This is a genomic window from Staphylococcus microti (assembly GCF_000934465.1).
Classification (GTDB): Bacteria; Bacillota; Bacilli; order Staphylococcales; family Staphylococcaceae; genus Staphylococcus; species Staphylococcus microti.
Genome location: NZ_JXWY01000033.1, coordinates 22,564 through 44,814, shown reverse-complemented (window position 1 = coordinate 44,814; position 22,251 = coordinate 22,564). Strand labels below are relative to the sequence as shown.

Here is a 22,251-nt window from a genome sequence, read left to right as displayed (position 1 = left end):
TCACCTACTCTCGCAAAAAATTTGACTATTCTATTTTACTGGTTGCGCCCTAGATAGACAAGGGATACCCATCATTTAAAAAGACGCTCAAATTTCTATCTACTCGAAATTTTCTGATAAATGTGTTGACAACATTTTTCTATTCGTGTAAAGTGTGTTTTACCAAAACAAAACACACAATATTCGAAACACTGTAAAAAGGAAAGTAGAACGTCCCCTGCGATTACAGAGAATCTTCATTTGCTGAGAGAAGATATTGAAAGCACGTTTGAAAATGGCCTTGGAGTGTTGATGCCAATATGAGGTATCACCGGGTTCGCCCGTTATAGCGATACAGTATTAACATGTTGTTAGATGGCGTACTGGAATTCCACGTATACACCCTCACTGTATACGCATACTCTTAACGTACATCGAACAATTTGGCGTACTGGAAGAGGTTGCTTTAGTGATAAAGTAACGAACAAAGGTGGTACCGCGAAAAAGCTTTCGTCCTTTATATTCCGATTTATTGATCGGCTATAAAGGACGGAAGCTTTTTTATTTTGTTTGAGGAGGTTGTATCACGATGAAATCTACAGAACTTGCACAAATTGCACTGACAGATGATTGTACAGGTGCAATCGCTAACCCAATCTATCTTTCAACTGCATATGCACATCAAGGACTCGGTCAATCAACAGGCTACGATTATTCACGAACGAAAAACCCAACGCGCAATGCGTTTGAAGAAGCATTTGCCAAGTTGGAAGGCGGTGTTGCGACTTTTGCAACTGCGAGTGGCATGGCGAGTATTCAATTAATTTGCAATCTATTTCAACCAGAAGATGAAATACTCGTTTCTTATGATTTATACGGTGGCACATTTCGCTTATTTCAATTTTACGAGCAACAATACGGTATCAAATTTAAATATGTGCACTTTGAAGACATCACAGAAGTAGCTGAACATATTAATTCAAATACACGTGCCTTTTTTATTGAACCTATCTCGAACCCACTCATGATTGAAATTGACCCTGCACCTTATTACATACTGGCGAAACAACATGACATTTTGACAATTATAGACAATACATTTTTGACGCCGTATCTATCAACACCACTAAAAGATGGTGCGGATATCGTACTTCATTCAGCAACAAAATATATCAGCGGTCACAACGATGTACTCGCTGGGGTCGTGACAGTGAAAGATGCTGAACTTGCAGAAGAACTGAACATCTTACATAACATGATTGGCGCGACACTTTCACCATTTGATAGCTACTTATTACAGCGCGGCTTAAAAACATTGCATTTACGTGTGGAACGTTCAGAAGAAAATGCGCAACGCCTTGCAAAACGCTGCCAAACACTTGATGGCATTACAGAAGTACTGTATAGCGGACGTACTGGCATGTTGAGTTTAAGGTTAGAACCGGGCTACTCGGTTGGCGCATTGCTTGAACATATTAAAGTTTGTCGCTTTGCTGAAAGCTTAGGTGGTACTGAAACGTTCATTACGTTCCCTTACACACAAACACATGTCGATATGCCGGATGAAGAAAAAGATTTGCGTGGTATTGACCAACACTTAATTCGATTATCTATCGGTATAGAAGCTTATGAAGATATTGAAAATGACTTAATACAAGCATTAGAAAAGTCTAGAGAGGATGTGACGGTATGAGTTTAACGAAACAAACACAATTAATTCACGATGCACATCGTGACCCGACATACCAAAGTGCGAACCAACCACTTTACTACTCATCAACGTATCATCAACAACAATTAGGTGGGGAAACTGCATACGACTATGCTAGAAGTGGGAATCCGAACCGAGAAAATCTCGAGACGAAGTTAGCACAGCTTGAAAATGGCAAACACGGCTTTGCGTTCAATTCAGGTATTACTGCAATTACAGCGGTATTCTTAACCCTTCAAGCAGGCGATCACGTCATTCTTCCTGATGATGTGTATGGTGGGACTTTCCGGTTAACTGAACAAATTTTGTCCAAGTTCAACATTACTTTTACAACTGTAAATGCTGAAGACCCACGCAACATTGAACAAGCGATACAACAAAATACAGCGTTGATTTATATTGAAACGCCATCGAATCCATTGTTTAAAATTACGAACATTCCAGCAGTGATTGATATTGCACATCGTCATCACTTGCGTGTCGCTGTGGATAATACGTTTATGACACCGCTTGGTCAACAGCCTTTAGATTTAGGCGCTGACATCGTCATTCATAGCGCTACAAAATTTTTAAGCGGTCATAGCGACGTTATTGCGGGTGCAGTTATCACCAATGATGACGACATTGCCGAAGCACTTTATCTTATTCAAAATGGCACAGGAACAGCTTTATCGGTTTACGATAGCTGGACATTGGCACAACATTTGAAAACTTTAGCCGTTCGTTTTAAACAATCTGTTGAAAGTGCTGAAAAAATCCAAGCATTTCTCGCACAACATCCTGCGATTGCTGAAGTATATTACCCAGGAAATAGCGACATTCATTTACGTCAAGCACATCACGGCGGTGCGGCACTCGGTTTTCGCTTAGCAGATGAAACGAAGGCACAAGCATTTGTTGATGCACTCACAATTCCACTTGTTTCCGTGAGTTTAGGTGGTGTCGAAACAATTGTGTCACATCCCAATACGATGTCACACGCAGCGATTCCACAAGCGATACGTGAAGCACGCGGCATTACATTCGGTCTTTTCCGAATTAGCGTTGGGCTAGAAAATGTTGACGACCTCATCTCAGACTTAGACAACGCACTAAAGGAGGTATACGATGAGTCGATTATTAAATACCCTCAAGCACAAAGTTCTAGTGGCTGACGGTGCAATGGGAACCATTCTCTACTCTGAAGGCTTAGACACATGCCCAGAAGCATACAACCTGACGCACCCTGAAAAAGTAGAACACATTCACCGCTCCTACATCGAAGCAGGGGCTGACATTATACAAACAAACACATATGGCGCCAATTTTGAGAAACTTAAACAATTTGGCTTGGAACATAAAGTAAAAGCGATTCATGAAGCAGCTGTTGCCATTGCGAAACGCGCGGCGAACGATGAGACATTTATTCTCGGTACTGTCGGAGGTTTTCGTGGCGTCAAACAAGGCGACCTATCTCTCCCGGCAATTTTGTATCATACCGAGATTCAAGTAGACACCTTAGTAACAGCTGGCGTAGACGGTTTATTGTTTGAAACGTACTACGACTTGGAAGAACTACTTAAAGTCATCAAGGCAACACGTGAACGGTTTCCCGATATACCGATTATTGCACAGTTGACCGCTTCCAACACCAACTATCTCATAGATGGTACAGAAATTAACGATGCACTCCAGCAAGTGAACGAAGCAGGCGCAAATATTGTCGGACTGAATTGCCATCATGGCCCAATGCATATGAAAAATTCTTTTAGTCATATTGCATTACCAGACAACGCATATCTATCCTGCTATCCAAATGCAAGCTTGTTAGATATTGATAATGACACATTCAAATATAGTAACAATGCGCAATATTTCGGAGACACAGCAGAACAACTCATTCAAGAAGGCGTTCGTCTTATCGGTGGTTGTTGCGGAACGACACCCGAGCATATTCGACATATTAAAACATCCGTTGCTTCATTGAAACCTATCACAGAAAAGAAAGTCATTCCAATTCACAAGCAACGAGAAAAGAAAAAGAAGACAACACAACGACTCACATTGTCAGAACGTGTCCGTCAACGACCGACGATTATTGTTGAACTGGATACACCGAAACACCTTGATACGACACGTTTTTTTGATAATGTCAAAGCACTCGATGACGCAAAAATTGATGCGGTCACACTTGCAGACAATTCATTGGCTACCGTACGGGTGTCTAACATTGCAGCGGCAAGTCTTATCAAACAACGCTTTAGCATTGAACCACTCGTACATGTTACGTGTCGAGACCGTAACTTGATTGGCTTGCAGTCACATTTACTTGGGTTATCACTACTCGGTATTCACGAAATATTAGCAATTACAGGAGACCCTTCAAAAGTCGGTCATCTCCCCGGTGCAACGAACGTGTACGATGTGAATTCAAAAGGTTTAACAGAATTAGCACTGCGCTTTAACAAAGGGATTAACTCGAACGGCGATGCGCTAAAAACAGAGACACACTTTAACATCGCGGGTGGATTCGATCCACATGTTCGCAACATTAAAGCCGCTGTCCGCAAAATGGAAACAAAAATCGAAAGCGGCATGGATTATTTCATTACACAACCTGTTTTTACAAAAGAGAAAATCACAGAAATTTATGAAGCAACAAAACATCTAGATGTACCGATCTTCATTGGTATCATGCCGATCACCAGCTACAAAAACGCCTTATTCCTACATAACGAAGTGCCCGGCATTAAGATGTCTGAAGACGTACTTGCACAATTTGAAGCAGTGGCAGATGACAAAGCAGCCACATATGAACTCAGCTTATCGCTGTGTAAGTCATTGATAGATCACGTCCATCGCTATTTCAATGGACTGTATCTCATTACACCATTCGAGCGAGTCGATTATTCGCTAGAACTCGCCGCATACTCAAAATCTATTACGGACCATAATCAGGAGGTTATATTATGACAATTAAAACAACAAACTTAGGATTCCCAAGACTTGGACGCAAACGTGAATGGAAGAAAGCAATTGAAGGATACTGGAACGGCAAAATTTCAAAATCAGAATTAGATGAAACATTACAAAATTTACATCGTGAAAATCTATTATTACAAAAAAATCATCAACTCGACAGTGTACCTGTTGGCGACTTTTCACTCTATGATCACATCCTAGATACATCATTACTATTCAACATTATTCCAGAGCGTTTCCAAGGACGTGACGTAGACGACGACTTATTATTCGACATCGCACGCGGTAACAAAGAACACGTCGCAAGTGCGTTAATTAAATGGTTTAACACGAACTACCATTACATCGTACCTGAGTGGGACAATGTGACACCGAAAGTGAGCAAAAACACACTACTAGAACGCTTTAATTATGCAAAGTCACTCAACATCCCTGCACATCCTGTCATCGTTGGACCAATCACTTTCGTCGCATTATCAAAAGGTGGCGAACAATCATTTGATGAGAAAGTACGTACATTATTACCACTTTATATCGAAGTATTTGAATCACTCGTCCAAGCAGGTGCAGAACTTATTCAAGTAGATGAACCAATTTTAGCGACAGACAAAGGAACTGAGTTAGAAGACATTACACAAGCTGCTTATGATGCTTTTGCAGATGCAGAACTTGCTGATAAATTGATTATTCAAACATACTTTGAACGTGCGAACGTTAAGTTTTTAAGCAGCCTCCCTGTTAAAGGGCTCGGTTTAGACTTCGTACATGATCGTGGTCACAACTTAGAACAAATTAAAAATGGCGACTTCGACAAAACGAAAACATTATTTGCAGGTATTATCGACGGTCGTAACGTATGGGCTGCTGATATTGAAGTGAAAAAAGCATTAATTGATACTCTTTTACAGTACACAGATGACCTTTACATTAATCCATCATCTTCATTATTACACGTACCAGTATCATTAGATGACGAGACATTAGATAACGATATTCGTGATGGTTTAAGCTTTGCGACTGAAAAATTAAACGAACTCGATGCGTTAAAACGCTTGTTCAATAAGGAAGATTCAGCGAAATTCGATACATTAGCTGCACAATATGCACGCTTCCAAGAACAAGACTTCAAAAACTTAGATTATGATTTCGATAGCGTGCGTTCACAACGTGCCTCTGCCTTTGCAGAACGAAAAATCGCACAACAAGAACGCCTTAACTTACCTGACTTACCGACAACAACAATCGGTTCATTCCCACAATCACCAGAAGTACGTAAATACCGTGCAGACTGGAAAAATAAACGTATTTCTGACGAAGCATATGAAACATTCTTAAAAAATGAAATCAAGCGTTGGATTGATATTCAAGAAGAGATTGGCTTAGACGTCTTCGTACATGGTGAGTTTGAACGTAACGACATGGTCGAATTCTTTGGCGAAAAATTACAAGGCTTCCTCGTAACCAAATTTGGCTGGGTACAATCATATGGCTCACGTGCTGTAAAACCACCAGTGATTTACGGCGATGTAAAATGGACAGCACCACTTACAGTTGCCGAAACAGTGTACGCACAAAGTCTCACAGACAAACCAGTGAAAGGCATGCTTACAGGTCCGGTCACAATCTTGAACTGGTCATTCGAACGTGTGGATATTCCACGTGAAACAGTACAAAACCAAATTGCATTAGCGATTAACGAAGAAGTATTAGCACTTGAAGCAGCAGGTATCAAAGTCATTCAAGTAGATGAACCTGCATTGCGTGAAGGTTTACCGCTTCGCAAAGAATTCCATGAAGACTACTTACGTAACGCCGTGCATAGCTTCAAGTTAGCCACATCATCAGTGGCGGATCAAACGCAAATTCATACACATATGTGCTATTCACAGTTCGGTCAAATCATCCATGCGATTCACGAACTGGACGCAGATGTCATCTCAATCGAAACATCACGTAGCCATGGCGACTTGATTCGAGACTTTGAAAACATTAATTATGACCTTGGTATTGGTTTAGGTGTATATGATATTCATAGCCCACGTATCCCAACAGAAGAAGAAGTGACAACAGCGATTAACCGTGCATTACAACAAATCGACCGTTCACTCTTCTGGGTTAACCCTGACTGCGGCCTAAAAACACGTAAAGAAGACGAAGTAAAAGCTGCACTGACAGTACTCGTAGAAAGTGCACAAAAACTCCGTCAAGCCTAAGCAAAACACGCGATACCCCACCAAAACAATGTATTGGCAAACAAAGACAGAAGTGACATGATGCCCCCATCACCCTCAGTCACTTCTCGTCCACTTGCCAAGCTAAAACAACACAACCTATTTGCTACGCATGAACGATGAAAGGAGGATTGTTTATGACATATCCACTTTGGGAACAACTTCAAACACTTAAATCGACACGCTGGGTTGATTTAACACATACCTTCAATGCCGACTCACCCCATTTCTCTGCATTTGAAGGTGCACAAATCGACACACCCTTTACAGTTGAGAAAAACGGCTTTTTCGTGCAACAATGGTCGTTCGTTACACAGTATGGCACACATATTGACGCCCCCATCCACTTTGTTGAGAACCAACGTTACTTGCACGAACTCGAATTGCGTGAACTCGTTTTACCATTGATCGTTTTGGACTTTTCAGAAGACGTTGCGAAGAACCCTGACTTCCGTCTTACACGCGCACATATCGAGCAATGGGAAGCGGAACATGGCGCAATTGACGCTGACACATTTGTTGCCTTCCGTAGTGACTGGTCCAAACGCTGGCCGGACCACACCGCATTCGAGAACAAAGACGCTGATGGCCAACAACACCTGCCTGGCTGGTCACTTGATGCCTTACAATATTTGATCGAGGAACGCCATGTGAAAGCAATCGGACACGAAACATTCGATACCGATGCTTCTGTAGACATCGCCAAACACGGCGACATTATTGGCGAACGCTATGTACTCGGTCAAGACCGTTACCAAATCGAACTCTTGACCAACTTGGATCAATTACCAACACGCGGCGCAGTCATTTATAACATTGCGCCTAAACCGGACCACGCCCCCGGCTTCCCAGTCCGTAGCTTTGCCCTTGCCCCACGTTAGAATACAATCAAACAAGGTACACATTCCCCGACGTGTACCTTGTTTGATTGTTTTAATTTGTCCGACATACTGTGACTGTCACACCTATTAACGTCACAATACCCCCTAACATTGCGACAAGCGTCGGTATTTCTCCTAGCATGATATACGCTACAAAAAGTGCGACAACAGGTGTTAAATATAATGAAATGGTCGCATCAGACACCCCTACTTTTTGAATCGTGTACGCCAATGCAAGATACGGCAGTACTGTCGGTCCGATTCCTAAGTAAAGTACAGCAAACACAGTGCTTACGTGTGCTGATTGCAAATCGTTAAGACTCCCCGGCAGCCACACTATCATTGCTAATGCGCCTCCAACCATCGTATAAACCGTCAACGCCATAAAACCATATTTATCGAGCAGTGACTTCTGAAATGTGAAATAAATACTTTCACTAAAAGAAGCAAGTAAAATCAATACAATGCCCAATAGATACCCTTTAAGTGGCGCACCATTTCCTAAAGCAATCAACGCTACGCCTATAAATGCGATTACAGACCCTAACCAAGCGATTCTAGGAAACGTCTCCTTTAAAAAAGACATCGCTAGTAACGCTGAGAAAATAGGCGTCGTCGATACAAGCAAACTTGCCACACCCGCACTTACATAATATTCACCAATACTGAGTGCTGTATGATATACCGCAAAACCACATATTCCTAGTAACAATAATAAAGGAACGTCTTTTATATTTGGAAACGGTACTTTTTTAGCGATACAAATTAACATTAATATGCCACTTGCGATAATCAACCGTAATGCAGACAAATGTTCCGCTTGAAAGTCCTGTAACGCTATTTTGATAAATGGAAATGCAGACCCCCACAAAATAATAATCATCGCAAACGCACAGTAGACCGTCCAAGAATATTGACGCCTATTTATCATATCAATCATACAAACACTTCCTTAAAATAGTATGTTCTCATATTAAGGAACCTGTTTTATAATGAGTACAACCAATTGGCTGGAAGTTTACCCAACCACTTTTAAGGGGGTGCTGTATATCAAATACAAAGACATTGCGACGTATATTCGCAATAAAATCATTAAAGGGGACTGGTTTTACGGCATGAAAATTCCTTCTCAAAGACAATTAGCCGACCAGTTTCGTGTGAATAGAGTCACAGTTATTAAAAGCATAGAATTATTGGAAGCAGAGGGATTCATTTATACGAAACAAGGAAGCGGTACGTACGTCAACGACTATTTACATGAAAATTTTATTTCACAAAAATGGTCTGAGATGATGGACTGGTCATGGAACACGAGAAGCCACTACACAGTACAACTCATCAATAAATTAGAAACCGATCCAACATACATTCATCTCAGTAAAGGGGAACTCGGCAAAGATTTAATACCACATATCGCATTGAAAAATGCCATGACAACCGTATCTAATTATATTGGCGACTTGTCATTCGGCTACAATAACGGCTATGGCTACATAAAGTTAAGAGCGCTAATAGCTGAACGTTTGCGTACTCAAGGCATTCATATCACACACGATAACGTATTAATTACTTCTGGCGCATTACATGCTATTCAACTGTTAACAACCGGTTTTTTAAGTCGTCACACGCTCATTTTTTCAAATACACCTTCGTACATTGACTCTACACATGTTTTCGACGCGCTCAACAACAAGCAGATTCAAATTCCCTATCACGATCTTCATAACTTCCAGAACATCGCTGATCACGTGCCAAGCCATCAAGATAAAGCACTTTATATTGAACCGACATTTAACAATCCAACCGGTCAGTCTCTGTCACAACACACAAAAGAAACCATTCTCAAGTATAGTCAATTACACCACATCCCTATCATTGAAGACGACATTTACCAAGATATTTGGTTCGATCAACAACCGGATAAACCAATGAAAGCAATGGACCAGCAAGGCAATGTGATTCATGTTAGTAGCTTTTCAAAATCCATTGCGCCCGCCCTTCGCATCGGCTGGATTGTTGCCTCAGAAAAAGTTATTGAACAATTGGCGGACATTCGCATGCAAAGCGATTACGGTTCAAGCATCCTATCACAAATGGTCGTCTATGAAATATTAAAAAGTGGGGCTTACGATCAGCACGTGGAAAAACTGCGGGTTGTCTTAAAAAGCAAACGGGACGCGATGTTGCGACTATTAGAGACGTATTATGCCGACATCGCCACATGGGAAATACCACAAGGCGGTTTCTTTGTATGGCTTACCTTTACAAAAAATGTGGATATTAAACGTCTTTTTGCGAATCTTATCGATAAAGAAAAAATACTTATCAATCCTGGCTTTATTTACGGTAGTCAAGATAACACTATCCGCCTCTCTTATGCTTATGAAACTATGGATCACATCTCTCTTGCATTGCAAAAAATGCGTCAATATGTGTAATAAAAAATAGGAAAAGGTATATGCCCTTTCCTATTTTTTAAGTCGTTATTGATTTACTAAAGCTTTTAACAACTTATCATATTACGCCATCGCTTTTATGAGTTCATCATCAAAATTCCAATGGCATTCTACCTTAATGATTTTCCGTCCGTACCATTCAGCCTTATATTATAATTGCGTCACAAAATGAGACCAAGAGACATCAGAAATACTTTTTGCCAATTTATGATTACGTAACATACCTTTTGTGTTTAAGTCTTCAATACAGATGACATCGTGATTTTTGATAATTTCTGTACTTAACTTATTCAAGAAATCAGTACGTTGGTTCATTACTTTTATTTGAAAACCTTTCGTTCTCTCCTATACGACTTACATACCGCTATTGCTTTATTTTTCCTTTAATACTATTTACTCAATTTTACATTTTTAATATTATAAAGAAAAAGGGGGCGGTTATCATGAACGGATTTGTTGTTATTATGTTGTGTTTATTGCCATTAGTATTTGTTAATATCTTTTTTTATTTGGAAAACAAGAAGAAAAATAAGTAAGTTGCATTTCAGCAGCAAGACTTCCCGCAACGACAAAAACGGACAGCAACACCCTTTCTCTAATGGGTAACTGTCCGTTTATACTTACTTACGATATATTTTCACACGAATTTCATAATAATCATCGTGATCTTGTTCTTTTTGTTCAAATTTAATGCCGTTCGCACGAATTTCTAATAGGCTATCGGCAATAATATCACGAGCAGCAGAAATGTCATGTACGATTGCCTCTGATGTTGTAGCGTCAGCATCTACTGTTGGCTCAACTTCTGACTCACTCATTGCTTTCAACTTATCTTCCGTCTGTTTCACATTCAATTGCTGTTTGACGATCAGCGCTAACATCTCTGCTTGATGTTCTTCCGGAAGCCCTACAAGTGCTCTACCGTGACGCTCAGTAATCTGATGATCACGTATCGCTTGTAATACAGCTGGTGTCAGTTTCAACAAGCGTAACTTATTTGCGATAAAGCTTTGACTTTTGCCGACACTTTTCGCAAGTTCGGCTTGTGTAATACCTTCAAATGCGAGCAGTTTTTTATACGCCTCTGCCTCTTCAACTGCTGACAAGTTTTCACGTTGAATATTCTCAATTAACGCCACAACTGCCGTTTCTTCATCATCTAAATGACGTACTAACACTTCCGCTTCGGTCATCTGATTCATCTGCAACGCACGAAAACGACGCTCACCAGCAATGATTTCATACATATGTTCTTCAATCGGACGTACAACAATCGGCTGTAATAAGCCGTGTTCTCGAATCGATTCTGCCAACTCTTCAATACGAGCACGATCAAAAGTTTGACGTGGTTGATAGCGGTTCGGCACGATACGCTCTATACGAATCGTCTCAACGCCTTGACGTTCTGCCTCAGATACTTCTAACAACTCATCTTTATTTTTTAGTCCAAACAACTTAGAAAAAGGCTTTTTCATATGCATCTCTCACTTTCACAACTAGAGCTGTCATTATTCAACGAGTGGTGCTTTATTCGGTGTTCCCGGTTTTCGCGGATACTTTTTAGGTGTCTGACTGCGCTTTTGAATCTTAATAATTTGGCGTTCGCCCGCTTCTTCTGGCAATGTAAAGCTAAAGACGTCTTCCACACGACCGCCTAAGACACCAATCGCAAAGCGTGCTTCATCTAATTCCTCTTGTCCTTTTGAAGACTTCAATGCCAAAAAGAGTCCGTGCTTCTTAACCAGTGGTAAACACAGTTCGCTCAATACGGATAATCTCGCAACCGCACGCGCCGTTACAATATCGAAAGACGCCCGGTAGTCTTCATTTTTACCAAATGTCTCTGCACGATCATGGACAAAACGCACACCTTCTAATTCCAATGCTTCTGCCAATTGATTTAAAAAGTGAATACGTTTATTCAATGAGTCCACAATCGTCACATGCAAGTGCGGGAACACAATTTTCAATGGAATACTTGGAAAACCTGCACCCGCACCAACATCACAAACATGTAGCGGTTCACTTAAGTCACAGTAAAAACTAGGCGTGATTGAATCGTAAAAATGTTTCAAATAAACTTCGTGTTTCTCAGTAATGCTCGTCAAATTAATCTTGTCATTCCACGTTACAAGCATATCATAATACGTTTCAAATTGTTGTTTCTGCTTGTCTGATAACGTAATGCCATGTTCGTCCAATTGTTTTGCTAACCATTCTACACTCATTTATTTCACCCTCTGTATTTTCCCTTGTTCTAAATATACTAACAAGATCGAGATGTCAGCTGGGTTTACCCCTGAAATACGTGATGCTTGTGCGATATTTAATGGTTTAACTTCTGCTAATTTTTCACGTGCTTCAGATGCCAAGCTATCAATTTTAGAGTAATCAAGATCCTCTGGAATTTTCTTTTGTTCCATGCGTTTCACTTTATCAACTTGTTGTAACGACTTGTTGATATAGCCTTCATATTTTGTTTGAATTTCAATTTGTTCTTCCACATCTGACGATAACACATGCGCTTCTTCTAAAATTTCTAACACTGTCGCATACGTCATTTCTGGACGGCGTAACAATTCATTTGCCAAAATACCGTCTTTCAAGCGAGAACCACCTTCACGTTCAATAATCGCTTGTACACGTTCTGTCGGTTTAATACGAAGTCCTGCTAAACGTGCCAATTCATCTTTGATTTGTTGACGTTTCTCATTAAAACGCGCATAGCGGTCTTCTGAAATTAAGCCTAGTTCATAACCAATATCTGTTAAACGTAAATCTGCATTGTCATGACGCAATAACAAACGATATTCCGCACGTGATGTTAATAAACGATACGGTTCGTTCGTTCCTTTCGTTACAAGGTCATCAATCAACACACCAATATATGCGTCAGAACGTTGTAAAATCTTCTCTTCTTTGCCTAATACACGTCCCGCTGCATTAATACCCGCCATCAAGCCTTGACCAGCCGCTTCTTCATAACCTGACGTGCCGTTAATCTGTCCTGCCGTATAAAGATTTTTAATCTTTTTCGTTTCAAGTGTTGGCCATAATTGTGTTGGTACAATCGCATCATATTCAATCGCATAACCAGCACGCATCATATCCGCTTTTTCTAACCCCGGAATCGTCGCAAGCATTTGACGTTGCACCGCTTCTGGCAAGCTTGTTGAAAGCCCTTGTACATACACTTCATTCGTATTGCGTCCTTCTGGCTCTAAGAAAAGTTGATGACGTGGTTTATCGTTAAAACGCACAAATTTATCTTCAATAGATGGGCAATAACGTGGACCTGTCCCTTTAATCATACCTGAGTACATCGCAGACAAATGCAAGTTATCATCAATGACTTTATGCGTTTCGCCATTTGTATACGTCAACCAACATGGTAATTGATCCAAAATATACTCTGTTGTTTCATAACTAAATGCGCGACCGACATCGTCACCCGGTTGAATTTCTGTCTTACTGTAATCAATTGTTTTCGCATTTACACGTGGTGGCGTTCCTGTTTTAAAACGCACAACGTCGAAACCAATGTCTCTTAAATGATCCGCTAATGTAATAGACGGTAACTGATGGTTAGGGCCACTTGAATACTTCAAGTTACCAAGAATAATTTCGCCACGTAAGAACGTACCTGTTGTTAAAATAACCGCTTCTGCACGGTATTCTGTCCCAACATTCGTACGCACGCCTTTCACTGCGCCGTCTTCGATAATCAGTTCGTCTACCATTCCTTGCATCACTTCAAGGTTGTCTTCATCTTCTAATACACGTTTCATTTCTTGTTGATACAACACTTTATCTGCTTGGGCACGCAATGCACGGACTGCTGGCCCTTTCCCTGTATTCAACATACGCATTTGAATATGTGTTTTATCAATCGTTTTTGCCATTTGTCCACCTAGCGCATCAATCTCGCGAACAACAATCCCTTTCGCTGGACCGCCAACTGATGGGTTACATGGCATGAATGCTATATTGTCTAAATTTATCGTTAACATCAATGTACGTGCACCACGACGTGCAGAAGCCAAACCCGCTTCAACGCCTGAATGTCCCGCACCTACAACAATGACATCAAATGTTTTAATCATTCGTATTCCTCCACAAATTATTTTCCGAGACAGAACTGACTAAACAGTTGATCAATCAGCTCTTCACTTGCTGATTCACCGATAATCTCTCCTAGAAGTTCCCAAGTACGTGTTAAATCAATTTGTACCATATCCATAGGAACACCTGCTTCTGCCGCGTCAATTGCATCTTGAATTGCTTGTTTCGCTTGTTTTAACAATGAAATATGACGTGAATTCGATACATACGTCATATCTTGATTTTGTACCGTACCGTCGAAGAATAAGTCACGGATTTGTAACTCTAACGCGTCAATACCTTGTTGTGTCTGCATAGACGTCTCAATCAATGGCTTGTTACCAATCATTTGTTTCACTTCATCTATCTCTAATCGGCGGTCTAAGTCCGTTTTATTAACAATCACAATCACATCTTCGTTTTTAATGACGTCATACAGCTGGCGGTCTTCTTGCGTTAAGACTTCATTATTGTTGAGTACAAATAAAATCAAATCCGCCTCTTGTAACGCCTTTCGTGATCTTTCAACACCGATACGTTCGACAATATCTTCCGTTTCACGAATACCCGCTGTATCAACGAGCTTCAACGGCACCCCACGGACGTTCACGTATTCTTCCAAGACGTCTCGTGTCGTACCAGCTACTTCAGTTACAATCGCTTTGTTCGATTGAATCAAATTGTTCAACATGGAAGACTTCCCTACGTTTGGTTTACCGACAATTACCGTCGATAAGCCTTCTCGCATAATCTTCCCTTGAACACCTGTATCTAGCAATTGCTGTATCGCTTCTTTAATCTCTCTCGAACGTTCTAATAAAAAGTCGGTCGTCGCTTCTTCTACATCATCATACTCAGGATAATCAATATTAACCTCAACTTGTGCTAAAACTTCTAGAATCGACTGACGTTGTTGCTGAATCAATGTACTTAAACGTCCCTCAATTTGATTCATCGCCACTTTAGACGCACGGTCTGTCTTAGATCTAATAAAGTCCATAACCGCTTCTGCTTGTGACAAGTCAATACGACCATTCAAAAAGGCACGCTTCGTATATTCACCCGGTTCTGCCATACGTGCACCATGTGTCATCGTTAACTCTAAAACACGATTAATCGTTAAAATACCACCATGACAGTTTATTTCAACAATATCTTCTCTCGTAAATGTTCGTGGCGCACGCAAAACAGAGACCATCACTTCTTCTACAACGTCCCCTGTCTCTGGATCGATGATATGTCCATAATTAATCGTATGTGATGGCACCTGTTCAAGTTTTTGTTTTCCTTTATATAACTTATCTGCGATGGCTACTGCATCATGTCCAGACATGCGCACAATACCAATCGCACCTTCACCCATAGGCGTCGATATACTTGTGATTGTATCTAACTGTTCCACGTTACGTGCCTCCTTTATGCAATTTGATTATCCTTTATTGTAAAATGTTTCAGCTTTAATTGCGACTATACTGTTCAACACTAGCAATCACTGTATATTTTAGACTTCGGTTTGTCTGACATCACACAACCCGAAGTCTACCGCTACTTTATTTTCTTATTAAATACTTTCGCAATCTTCAATACATGTTCTAAACTTTTCTGTACTTCCTTAACTGACATATCCTTTGCCGGAAAACGTGCAATCACAATAATATCTTTCGGCAAAAAGTCTTCCTTATGCACTTTGAAACATTCTCTAATACTTCTCTTAATACGATTTCGTGTGACAGCATTTCCTAATTTTTTGGACACACTAATCCCTAATCGAAAATGATTCGCTTGTTGACGATCATAACTATAAACGACAAACTGACGATTAGCGACTGATTTGCCCCGTCGATATATCAGTTGAAAATCAGCATTTTTTTTAATGCGGTATGCTTTCTCCATTTAATATCACTCGTCTTTCTTATTTTAAACGGGAGTCTCTTACATATTTCTGTAATGCTCCCAAAGTTTATTAAAACGCATTTTCACTTCAGACACCTGCGATCATTTTATGTTTCTATTTAGTGAAAACAGCCTTTGATTATATCCCGAACTCTCTAACGCAATACGCTCATACGTTTTCTAAATACATCAGTTGAATAGAAAGCGGGTCCCCTACCCTATTAATAGGACGGATGAATGCATTACTTTCGCAAAAAAAAGACCACTGAATAAGTCAGTGATCTTATGCTGATAAAACTTTGCGACCTTTACGACGACGACGCGCCAAAACTTTACGGCCATTTTTAGTGCTCATACGTTTTCTAAAACCATGAACTTTACTATGTTTACGTTTATTTGGTTGATAAGTACGTTTTACCATGCAAAACACCTCCGTCTCGATTCATACAATTATCTAATCCATCACTCTAGATAAGTTAATTTCGATTTCTACATTTAAAATAGAACTGTCTTCTAAATGAAATGTCTACATTTCAAGCAACTACTACAATATAACAAAATACAATTTGTAAATCAAGTACGTTTTTCTATCTTCTTATATTTTCATTGCGCAACAAGAATAACATAAATTTGGAAAAATGTTTAGAAAGCCTGTGGATTTTTTAAAACGCTATGGCAATAAGTTATCCACTTATGCACAACCTCTTCGTCATAAGTTGTGGATAATTATTTTCTCGCTCACATTTTATCCAAATGCACACGCACATATTCACAGCCATTTGACAGTAAGGAATATTAAAAAGTATAATTGTGTGGATAAGTGGCGTAAGCCCTTATATTATCTGGGGTTAAAGTTAGCAATTTCTTCTTAATTTACTGTGTATAACCTTGTTTGTGATATGATTCATCCACAGTTTGTGATTAACGTGTGGATAATTATTAACAGCTTGTGTTTATCTTTTTGAATTGATGGGGATATTGTGTATAACTAAAAATTTATCAAGGAAGATGGCGTAAAATATGACAGAACAAGAAATTTGGGACAGTGTTCTGAAGTTGTTTCACGAAGCTGTAACCGAATCTTCTTTTAACACGTGGTTTAAAGATACTAAGATTCATTCACTATCTAACGACAAAATTGTCTTAGTCGCAAATAATCCTTTTACTGCAAATTGGCTTACTCAAAACTACGAAAGCATGATTATCGAGTATGTTGGCGCCGTTTCAGGAAAAAGTATTACAACTGTGAATGTGTTAACTGAAGAAGATTTGGATGAACTTCAAGCAGACTTCCCTACAACTCAGAATGAAGTCAAAACCGTTGATCCTGTCACACAGGGAGAACAATTCAATACAAACAACACGTTTGACACCTTTGTCATTGGTCCTGGCAACCGCTTCCCGCATGCTGCAAGTCTCGCGGTAGCGGAATCACCTGCAAAAGCGTACAATCCGCTATTCATCTATGGTGGTGTTGGATTAGGCAAAACGCACTTAATGCATGCGATTGGGCACTATGTTTTGGAAAATAACAAAGACGCTAAAGTGCTTTATACTTCTAGTGAAAAGTTCACAAATGAATTCATTCAATCTATTCGTAACAACGATACGGAGTCTTTCCGTGAAAAGTACCGTAATATTGATGTTTTACTGATTGATGACATTCAATTTATTCAGAAAAAAGAGCAGACACAAGAGGAATTTTTCCATACTTTCAATGATTTACATCAAAATAACAAACAGATTGTTATTTCAAGTGACCGACCACCGAAAGAAATTTCAACACTTGAAGAACGTCTGAAGTCACGCTTCCAATGGGGGTTAATCGTTGATATTACACCACCTGATTTTGAGACGCGTATGGCGATTTTGCAAAAAAAGACTGAAGAAGAAAATCTTGATATGCCAATCGAAGCACTAACTTATATTGCTAACCAAATTCAAACGAACATTCGTGAATTGGAAGGTGCGCTTAACCGTGTCAATGCCTATTCAAAACTACAAGGTAAACCGATTACGACAGAACTAACAGCTGATGCATTGAAAGATATTATTCAAATCACAAAATCTAAAAAAATCACGATTCAAGACATTCAAAAAGTCGTGGGCGCTTACTACGGCATTCGTATAGAAGACTTTGCTGCGAAAAAACGTACAAAATCTATTGCTTACCCGCGCCAAATTGCAATGTACTTATCACGTGAGCTTACTGATTTTTCTTTACCAAAAATCGGCGAGGAATTTGGAGGTCGTGATCATACAACAGTCATTCATGCACATGACAAGATTAAAAAAGAACTCGAAAATGATCCAACGTTGAAGCACGAAATTGAAAGTCTTGAAAAAGAGATTAGAAGTTAGTTTGTGGATAATGTGAAGAAGTTGTACACATGATACACAAGTTATCCACATGTGCGTAACCTTTAATTTCAAAGTTTTAGCTAGGTTATCCACTAATCCACAAGCCCTACTACTATTATTATGACTTTTAATAATAACTATAACTAATATAAACGACTGAAAGGAGTTTATGACACAATGGAGTTTTCTATTAAACGTGACTATTTTATTACACAATTGAACGATACATTAAAAGCTATTTCACCTCGAACAACATTACCGATTTTGACAGGTATTAAAATCAATGCAACAAATGAAGGTGTTGTATTAACAGGATCAGACTCAGAAATATCAATTGAGATTACAATTCCTAATCAAGTTGACGGTGAAGAAATTGTAACAGTGACAGAACCAGGTTCAGTCGTATTACCAGGCCGCTTCTTCGTAGATATTATTAAAAAATTACCAGGTAAAGAAGTAAAACTTATCACAAACGAACAATTTCAAACATTGATTACATCTGGCCATTCTGAGTTCAATTTAAGCGGCTTAGATCCGGATCAATACCCTTTATTACCACAGATTTCAAGCGAAGATGCGCTACAATTACCAATCAAAGTGTTGAAAAACATCATTGCACAAACAAACTTCGCAGTGTCCACGTCAGAAACACGCCCAGTACTTACGGGTGTAAACTGGCTTATACAAGAAAATGAATTAATATGCACAGCGACCGATTCGCACCGCTTGGCTGTAAGAAAGTTGAAGTTGGAAGACGAAGATATTAGTGATAAAAATGTCATCATTCCAGGGAAAGCACTTGCTGAGTTAAACAAAATTATGACGGATAGCGAAGATCATATTGATATTTATTTTGCATCTAACCAAGTATTGTTCCGTGTAGGACATATTAACTTTATTTCTCGCTTGTTAGAAGGTCACTATCCTGATACATCTCGCTTGTTCCCAGAGAACTATGAAATTAAGCTAGGTCTGGACAACAGTGAGTTTTACCATGCGATTGATCGTGCGTCATTGTTAGCGCGTGAAGGCGGCAATAACGTTATCAAATTAAGTACAGGCGATGATCAAATCGAATTATCGTCAACATCACCTGAAATCGGAACGGTAAAAGAAGAAATTACCGCAAATGATGTCGAAGGTGGCAACTTGAAAATTTCTTTCAACTCGAAGTATATGATGGACGCATTGAAAGCTATCGACAACGATGAAGTTGAAGTGGCATTCTTTGGCACAATGAAACCATTTATTTTAAAACCAAAAGACGACGATACAGTAACACAACTTATTTTGCCGATCAGAACGTATTAGAAAAATAGGCGTGTAAAAAAAGCTAAGGGATGTCACCTTAGCTTTTTTGCGTTGTGTTAAAAAGTAATACATTGCTTTAGTGCATGTAATGTTATAGAGTGCTTCAAAATTTAGTATAATTAGACTACATGGTCAGAAATTGGAGGAACAAACTATGAAACTTAAAAAGACGCTGTTAATCGGTGTTGTCATTTGCTTATTTGCCCTTGCTATTTTAGGGACGCTATCATTTAGAGCGAAATCACATGATACAGTCGATGCACAAGCGCTCAATAAAGATACAGCTTTACAACCACAACAAGGTAATAAAGAGAGCAATGTAAAAGTTGTGTTATTTGGCGATTATAAATGCCCGTACTGCGGCAACTTTGAACGTAATATTTTACCTAAAATCAAGCACGACTATATTGACACAGACAAGATAGAATTACGCTACGTGAATGTGCTGTTACACGGTGAAGAGTCAAAATTAAGTGCCCGTGCTTCTTTAGCTGTTAACAAATATGCGCCTGAAGCGTATTGGGATTTCCATAAAGCGTTATATAGCGCGCAACCTAAAGAGAAAAAAGCAGTCTCTGAAGAAAAGTGGTTAACAGAATCGCTTGTTAAAAAAGAAATACAAGCGCTTAATATTACTGCAGAGCAAAAAGAGAAAATTCTTAAAGCGTATAACCAAAAGAATTTCCATCAACAAGCACGAAACGATCATCAGCTTGCAAAACAATACCAAGTACCTGAAGTACCATCACTATACGTTAATGGCAAGCGTGTCAAAGATGTGACTGACTATAAAGTTGTTAAAGACACAATTGATGAAACACTTAAAGAACAACCAAGTAAATAACGCTATCGTGCAGCATATACGTGAGCGTTTTAAGCAAAATAACAGGACTGTGTGACAAGATATTGTTTCACATGAAACTTTTCGGTCATATGCACAAATAAATGCACGTTTGGGCATGAAATTGTGCGCTTAAAAATGGTATAATATACAAGGTGAGCAATTACGAATGGAGTGATGAATTTGGCTGAGGAAGTTATTGTCGACAGCGTGTTGACATTAGGTCAGTTTTTGAATTATGAGGGCATCATTGAATCAGGTGGCCAAGCAAAATGGTTTTTACAAGAGTATGAAGTGTTTTTAAACGGGGCACACGAAACACGTCGTGGTAAAAAACTGAATGATGGCGATGTGATTGAGATTCCAGAAGTAGGATCTTATGTAATTAAAATTGGTGCACAATGAAGTTAACAACACTCCAGTTGGAAAATTACCGGAACTATGAGCATGTGCTATTAGAATGCCATCCGGAAGTCAACATACTCATTGGAGAAAATGCACAAGGGAAAACCAACTTACTTGAGTCAATTTATACATTGGCCTTAGCTAAAAGTCACAGAACAACGAACGATAGAGAACTCATTCGTTTCGATGCTGAATATGCTAAAATAGAAGGTGAACTTAGCTTTAGACACGGTCATATGCCCTTGACGATGTTCATCACAAAAAAAGGTAAAAAAGCCAAGGTGAATCATTTAGAGCAGAGCCGTTTGACACAGTATATCGGGCATCTGAATGTTGTGCTATTTGCACCAGAAGATCTCAATATTGTAAAGGGTTCTCCTCAAGTAAGGCGTCGTTTTATTGATATGGAGTTGGGTCAAATTTCCAGTCTCTATCTCAATGATTTATCGCAATATCAGCGCATACTAAAACAGCGCAATCATTATTTGAAACAATTGCAACTGAAACAACAAAAAGATACGACAATGCTAGAAGTACTGAACCAGCAATTTGCAACGTATGCGGTTAAAGTGACTTCAAGACGACAGAAGTTCATCGACGAGCTTGAAACACTTGCAGCACCGATTCATTCGGGTATTACGAATGGTAAAGAGACCCTTACGTTACACTATTTACCGAGTATTAAGTTACAAGACACCCCGCAGGATGAGGACGGCTTAATTAACGAAGTGTTCGAGACACTTCAAGCGTCTCTGAAAAAAGAGATTGAGCGGGGTGTTAGCATGCATGGGCCACATCGTGACGATCTTGGATTTAAGGTTAACGGGATGGATGCACAGACATTTGGTTCACAAGGGCAACAACGTACGACAGCACTCTCAATCAAGCTGGCAGAAATTGAATTAATGCATCAAGAAGTGGGGGAATACCCCATTTTATTACTTGATGACGTTTTAAGTGAGTTAGATGATTCTCGACAAACACATTTGTTGAGTACGATACAGCATAAAGTACAGACATTTGTTACAACAACATCAGTGGACGGTATCGATCATGAAATTATGAAAGATGCCAAAGTGTATCGAATTGCAGAAGGAAATATTAAGAAATAGCAGAAAGT

General features: G+C 39.5%; 18 protein-coding genes, 1 pseudogene and 1 other annotated feature. Of the genes and pseudogenes, 11 read left to right on the top strand and 8 right to left on the bottom strand.

Features of this window, described 5'->3' with window-relative positions:
- Positions 1-184 precede the first annotated feature (184 nt).
- Positions 185-500: a binding site (T-box leader), on the top strand.
- Between the two features lie 68 nt (positions 501-568).
- The 5 genes from TP70_RS05065 to TP70_RS05045 all read left to right on the top strand — a co-directional run bounded on the left by TP70_RS05065 (position 569) and on the right by TP70_RS05045 (position 7,763).
- Complete coding sequence (locus tag TP70_RS05065) at positions 569-1,672, top strand: PLP-dependent transferase (protein WP_044360067.1); 1,104 nt, start codon at positions 569-571, stop codon at positions 1,670-1,672.
- Positions 1,669-2,844: a cystathionine beta-lyase MetC gene (gene metC / locus TP70_RS05060; protein WP_044360066.1), complete on the top strand. Its 1,176-nt coding sequence runs from the start codon at positions 1,669-1,671 to the stop codon at positions 2,842-2,844. Before TP70_RS05065 ends, metC begins: the two co-directional genes overlap by 4 nt.
- The gene (locus tag TP70_RS05055; protein WP_044360064.1) at positions 2,798-4,642 is read left to right on the top strand and encodes a bifunctional homocysteine S-methyltransferase/methylenetetrahydrofolate reductase; all 1,845 of its coding nucleotides are present in this window, start codon (positions 2,798-2,800) and stop codon (positions 4,640-4,642) included. The genes metC and TP70_RS05055 overlap by 47 nt, the downstream gene beginning before the upstream one ends.
- A complete protein-coding gene (metE, locus tag TP70_RS05050) occupies positions 4,636-6,864 on the top strand; it encodes a 5-methyltetrahydropteroyltriglutamate--homocysteine S-methyltransferase (RefSeq protein ID WP_103369494.1) in 2,229 nt (742 codons plus the stop codon). The genes TP70_RS05055 and metE overlap by 7 nt, the downstream gene beginning before the upstream one ends.
- A gap of 155 nt (positions 6,865-7,019) precedes the next feature.
- The gene (locus TP70_RS05045; protein ID WP_044360060.1) at positions 7,020-7,763 is read left to right on the top strand and encodes a cyclase family protein; all 744 of its coding nucleotides are present in this window, start codon (positions 7,020-7,022) and stop codon (positions 7,761-7,763) included.
- Between the two features lie 52 nt (positions 7,764-7,815).
- Here TP70_RS05045 and TP70_RS05040 read toward each other — a convergent pair whose 3' ends face one another.
- On the bottom strand, positions 7,816-8,694 hold the full coding sequence (locus tag TP70_RS05040) for a DMT family transporter (RefSeq protein WP_044360209.1): 879 nt from the start codon (positions 8,692-8,694) through the stop codon (positions 7,816-7,818).
- A 61-nt stretch (positions 8,695-8,755) separates the two neighbouring features.
- On the opposite strand from TP70_RS05040, the gene TP70_RS05035 reads away from it, so the two are divergent.
- On the top strand, positions 8,756-10,201 hold the full coding sequence (locus TP70_RS05035; protein WP_084207652.1) for an aminotransferase-like domain-containing protein: 1,446 nt from the start codon (positions 8,756-8,758) through the stop codon (positions 10,199-10,201).
- Between the two features lie 171 nt (positions 10,202-10,372).
- Here TP70_RS05035 and TP70_RS11955 read toward each other — a convergent pair.
- From TP70_RS11955 to rpmH, 7 genes and pseudogenes are all read right to left on the bottom strand, one after another.
- Positions 10,373-10,540 (bottom strand): annotated as a pseudogene (locus tag TP70_RS11955) (IS200/IS605 family accessory protein TnpB-related protein); the annotation flags it as partial.
- 299 nt (positions 10,541-10,839) lie between these two features.
- Positions 10,840-11,694, bottom strand: coding sequence for a ParB/RepB/Spo0J family partition protein (locus TP70_RS05030; protein WP_044360058.1), 855 nt, complete (start codon positions 11,692-11,694; stop codon positions 10,840-10,842).
- A gap of 33 nt (positions 11,695-11,727) precedes the next feature.
- Positions 11,728-12,447 carry a 16S rRNA (guanine(527)-N(7))-methyltransferase RsmG gene (rsmG, locus tag TP70_RS05025; protein ID WP_044360056.1) on the bottom strand — a complete coding sequence of 240 codons (720 nt, stop codon included), beginning with the start codon at positions 12,445-12,447 and terminating at the stop codon, positions 11,728-11,730.
- A complete protein-coding gene (mnmG, locus tag TP70_RS05020; RefSeq protein WP_044360054.1) occupies positions 12,448-14,322 on the bottom strand; it encodes a tRNA uridine-5-carboxymethylaminomethyl(34) synthesis enzyme MnmG in 1,875 nt (624 codons plus the stop codon).
- A 17-nt stretch (positions 14,323-14,339) separates the two neighbouring features.
- Positions 14,340-15,722 carry a tRNA uridine-5-carboxymethylaminomethyl(34) synthesis GTPase MnmE gene (gene mnmE / locus TP70_RS05015; RefSeq protein ID WP_084207651.1) on the bottom strand — a complete coding sequence of 461 codons (1,383 nt, stop codon included), beginning with the start codon at positions 15,720-15,722 and terminating at the stop codon, positions 14,340-14,342.
- Positions 15,723-15,865: 143 nt separating this feature from the next.
- Positions 15,866-16,213 (bottom strand): ribonuclease P protein component, encoded by a 348-nt coding sequence (rnpA, locus tag TP70_RS05010; protein ID WP_044360053.1) that lies wholly within the window; start codon positions 16,211-16,213, stop codon positions 15,866-15,868.
- 283 nt (positions 16,214-16,496) lie between these two features.
- Positions 16,497-16,634 carry a 50S ribosomal protein L34 gene (gene rpmH, locus TP70_RS05005; protein WP_000240855.1) on the bottom strand — a complete coding sequence of 46 codons (138 nt, stop codon included), beginning with the start codon at positions 16,632-16,634 and terminating at the stop codon, positions 16,497-16,499.
- A 599-nt stretch (positions 16,635-17,233) separates the two neighbouring features.
- Here rpmH and dnaA point away from each other — a divergent pair.
- From dnaA to recF, 5 genes are all read left to right on the top strand, one after another.
- A complete protein-coding gene (gene dnaA, locus TP70_RS05000; protein WP_044359889.1) occupies positions 17,234-18,574 on the top strand; it encodes a chromosomal replication initiator protein DnaA in 1,341 nt (446 codons plus the stop codon).
- A gap of 177 nt (positions 18,575-18,751) precedes the next feature.
- Positions 18,752-19,885, top strand: a complete 1,134-nt coding sequence (gene dnaN, locus TP70_RS04995; protein WP_044359888.1) for a DNA polymerase III subunit beta — start codon at positions 18,752-18,754, stop codon at positions 19,883-19,885.
- A 154-nt stretch (positions 19,886-20,039) separates the two neighbouring features.
- Positions 20,040-20,729: a DsbA family protein gene (locus tag TP70_RS04990; RefSeq protein ID WP_044359887.1), complete on the top strand. Its 690-nt coding sequence runs from the start codon at positions 20,040-20,042 to the stop codon at positions 20,727-20,729.
- A gap of 174 nt (positions 20,730-20,903) precedes the next feature.
- Positions 20,904-21,131, top strand: a complete 228-nt coding sequence (gene yaaA / locus TP70_RS04985) for a S4 domain-containing protein YaaA (protein ID WP_084207650.1) — start codon at positions 20,904-20,906, stop codon at positions 21,129-21,131.
- A complete protein-coding gene (gene recF / locus TP70_RS04980) occupies positions 21,128-22,243 on the top strand; it encodes a DNA replication/repair protein RecF (protein WP_044359883.1) in 1,116 nt (371 codons plus the stop codon). Before yaaA ends, recF begins: the two co-directional genes overlap by 4 nt.
- Positions 22,244-22,251 lie beyond the last annotated feature (8 nt).

Coding starts and splice junctions, on each gene's coding strand:
- mnmG (WP_044360054.1), bottom strand. CDS start 14,322: ATGATTAAAACATTTGATGTCATTGTTGTAGGTGCGGGACATTCAGGC.
- TP70_RS05030 (WP_044360058.1), bottom strand. CDS start 11,694: ATGAAAAAGCCTTTTTCTAAGTTGTTTGGACTAAAAAATAAAGATGAG.
- dnaN (WP_044359888.1), top strand. CDS start 18,752: ATGGAGTTTTCTATTAAACGTGACTATTTTATTACACAATTGAACGAT.
- TP70_RS05065 (WP_044360067.1), top strand. CDS start 569: ATGAAATCTACAGAACTTGCACAAATTGCACTGACAGATGATTGTACA.
- rsmG (WP_044360056.1), bottom strand. CDS start 12,447: ATGAGTGTAGAATGGTTAGCAAAACAATTGGACGAACATGGCATTACG.
- TP70_RS05040 (WP_044360209.1), bottom strand. CDS start 8,694: ATGATAAATAGGCGTCAATATTCTTGGACGGTCTACTGTGCGTTTGCG.
- yaaA (WP_084207650.1), top strand. CDS start 20,904: ATGAATTTGGCTGAGGAAGTTATTGTCGACAGCGTGTTGACATTAGGT.
- TP70_RS05055 (WP_044360064.1), top strand. CDS start 2,798: ATGAGTCGATTATTAAATACCCTCAAGCACAAAGTTCTAGTGGCTGAC.
- TP70_RS05035 (WP_084207652.1), top strand. CDS start 8,756: ATGAGTACAACCAATTGGCTGGAAGTTTACCCAACCACTTTTAAGGGG.
- rpmH (WP_000240855.1), bottom strand. CDS start 16,634: ATGGTAAAACGTACTTATCAACCAAATAAACGTAAACATAGTAAAGTT.
- TP70_RS04990 (WP_044359887.1), top strand. CDS start 20,040: ATGAAACTTAAAAAGACGCTGTTAATCGGTGTTGTCATTTGCTTATTT.
- metC (WP_044360066.1), top strand. CDS start 1,669: ATGAGTTTAACGAAACAAACACAATTAATTCACGATGCACATCGTGAC.
- TP70_RS05045 (WP_044360060.1), top strand. CDS start 7,020: ATGACATATCCACTTTGGGAACAACTTCAAACACTTAAATCGACACGC.
- dnaA (WP_044359889.1), top strand. CDS start 17,234: ATGACAGAACAAGAAATTTGGGACAGTGTTCTGAAGTTGTTTCACGAA.
- rnpA (WP_044360053.1), bottom strand. CDS start 16,213: ATGGAGAAAGCATACCGCATTAAAAAAAATGCTGATTTTCAACTGATA.
- recF (WP_044359883.1), top strand. CDS start 21,128: ATGAAGTTAACAACACTCCAGTTGGAAAATTACCGGAACTATGAGCAT.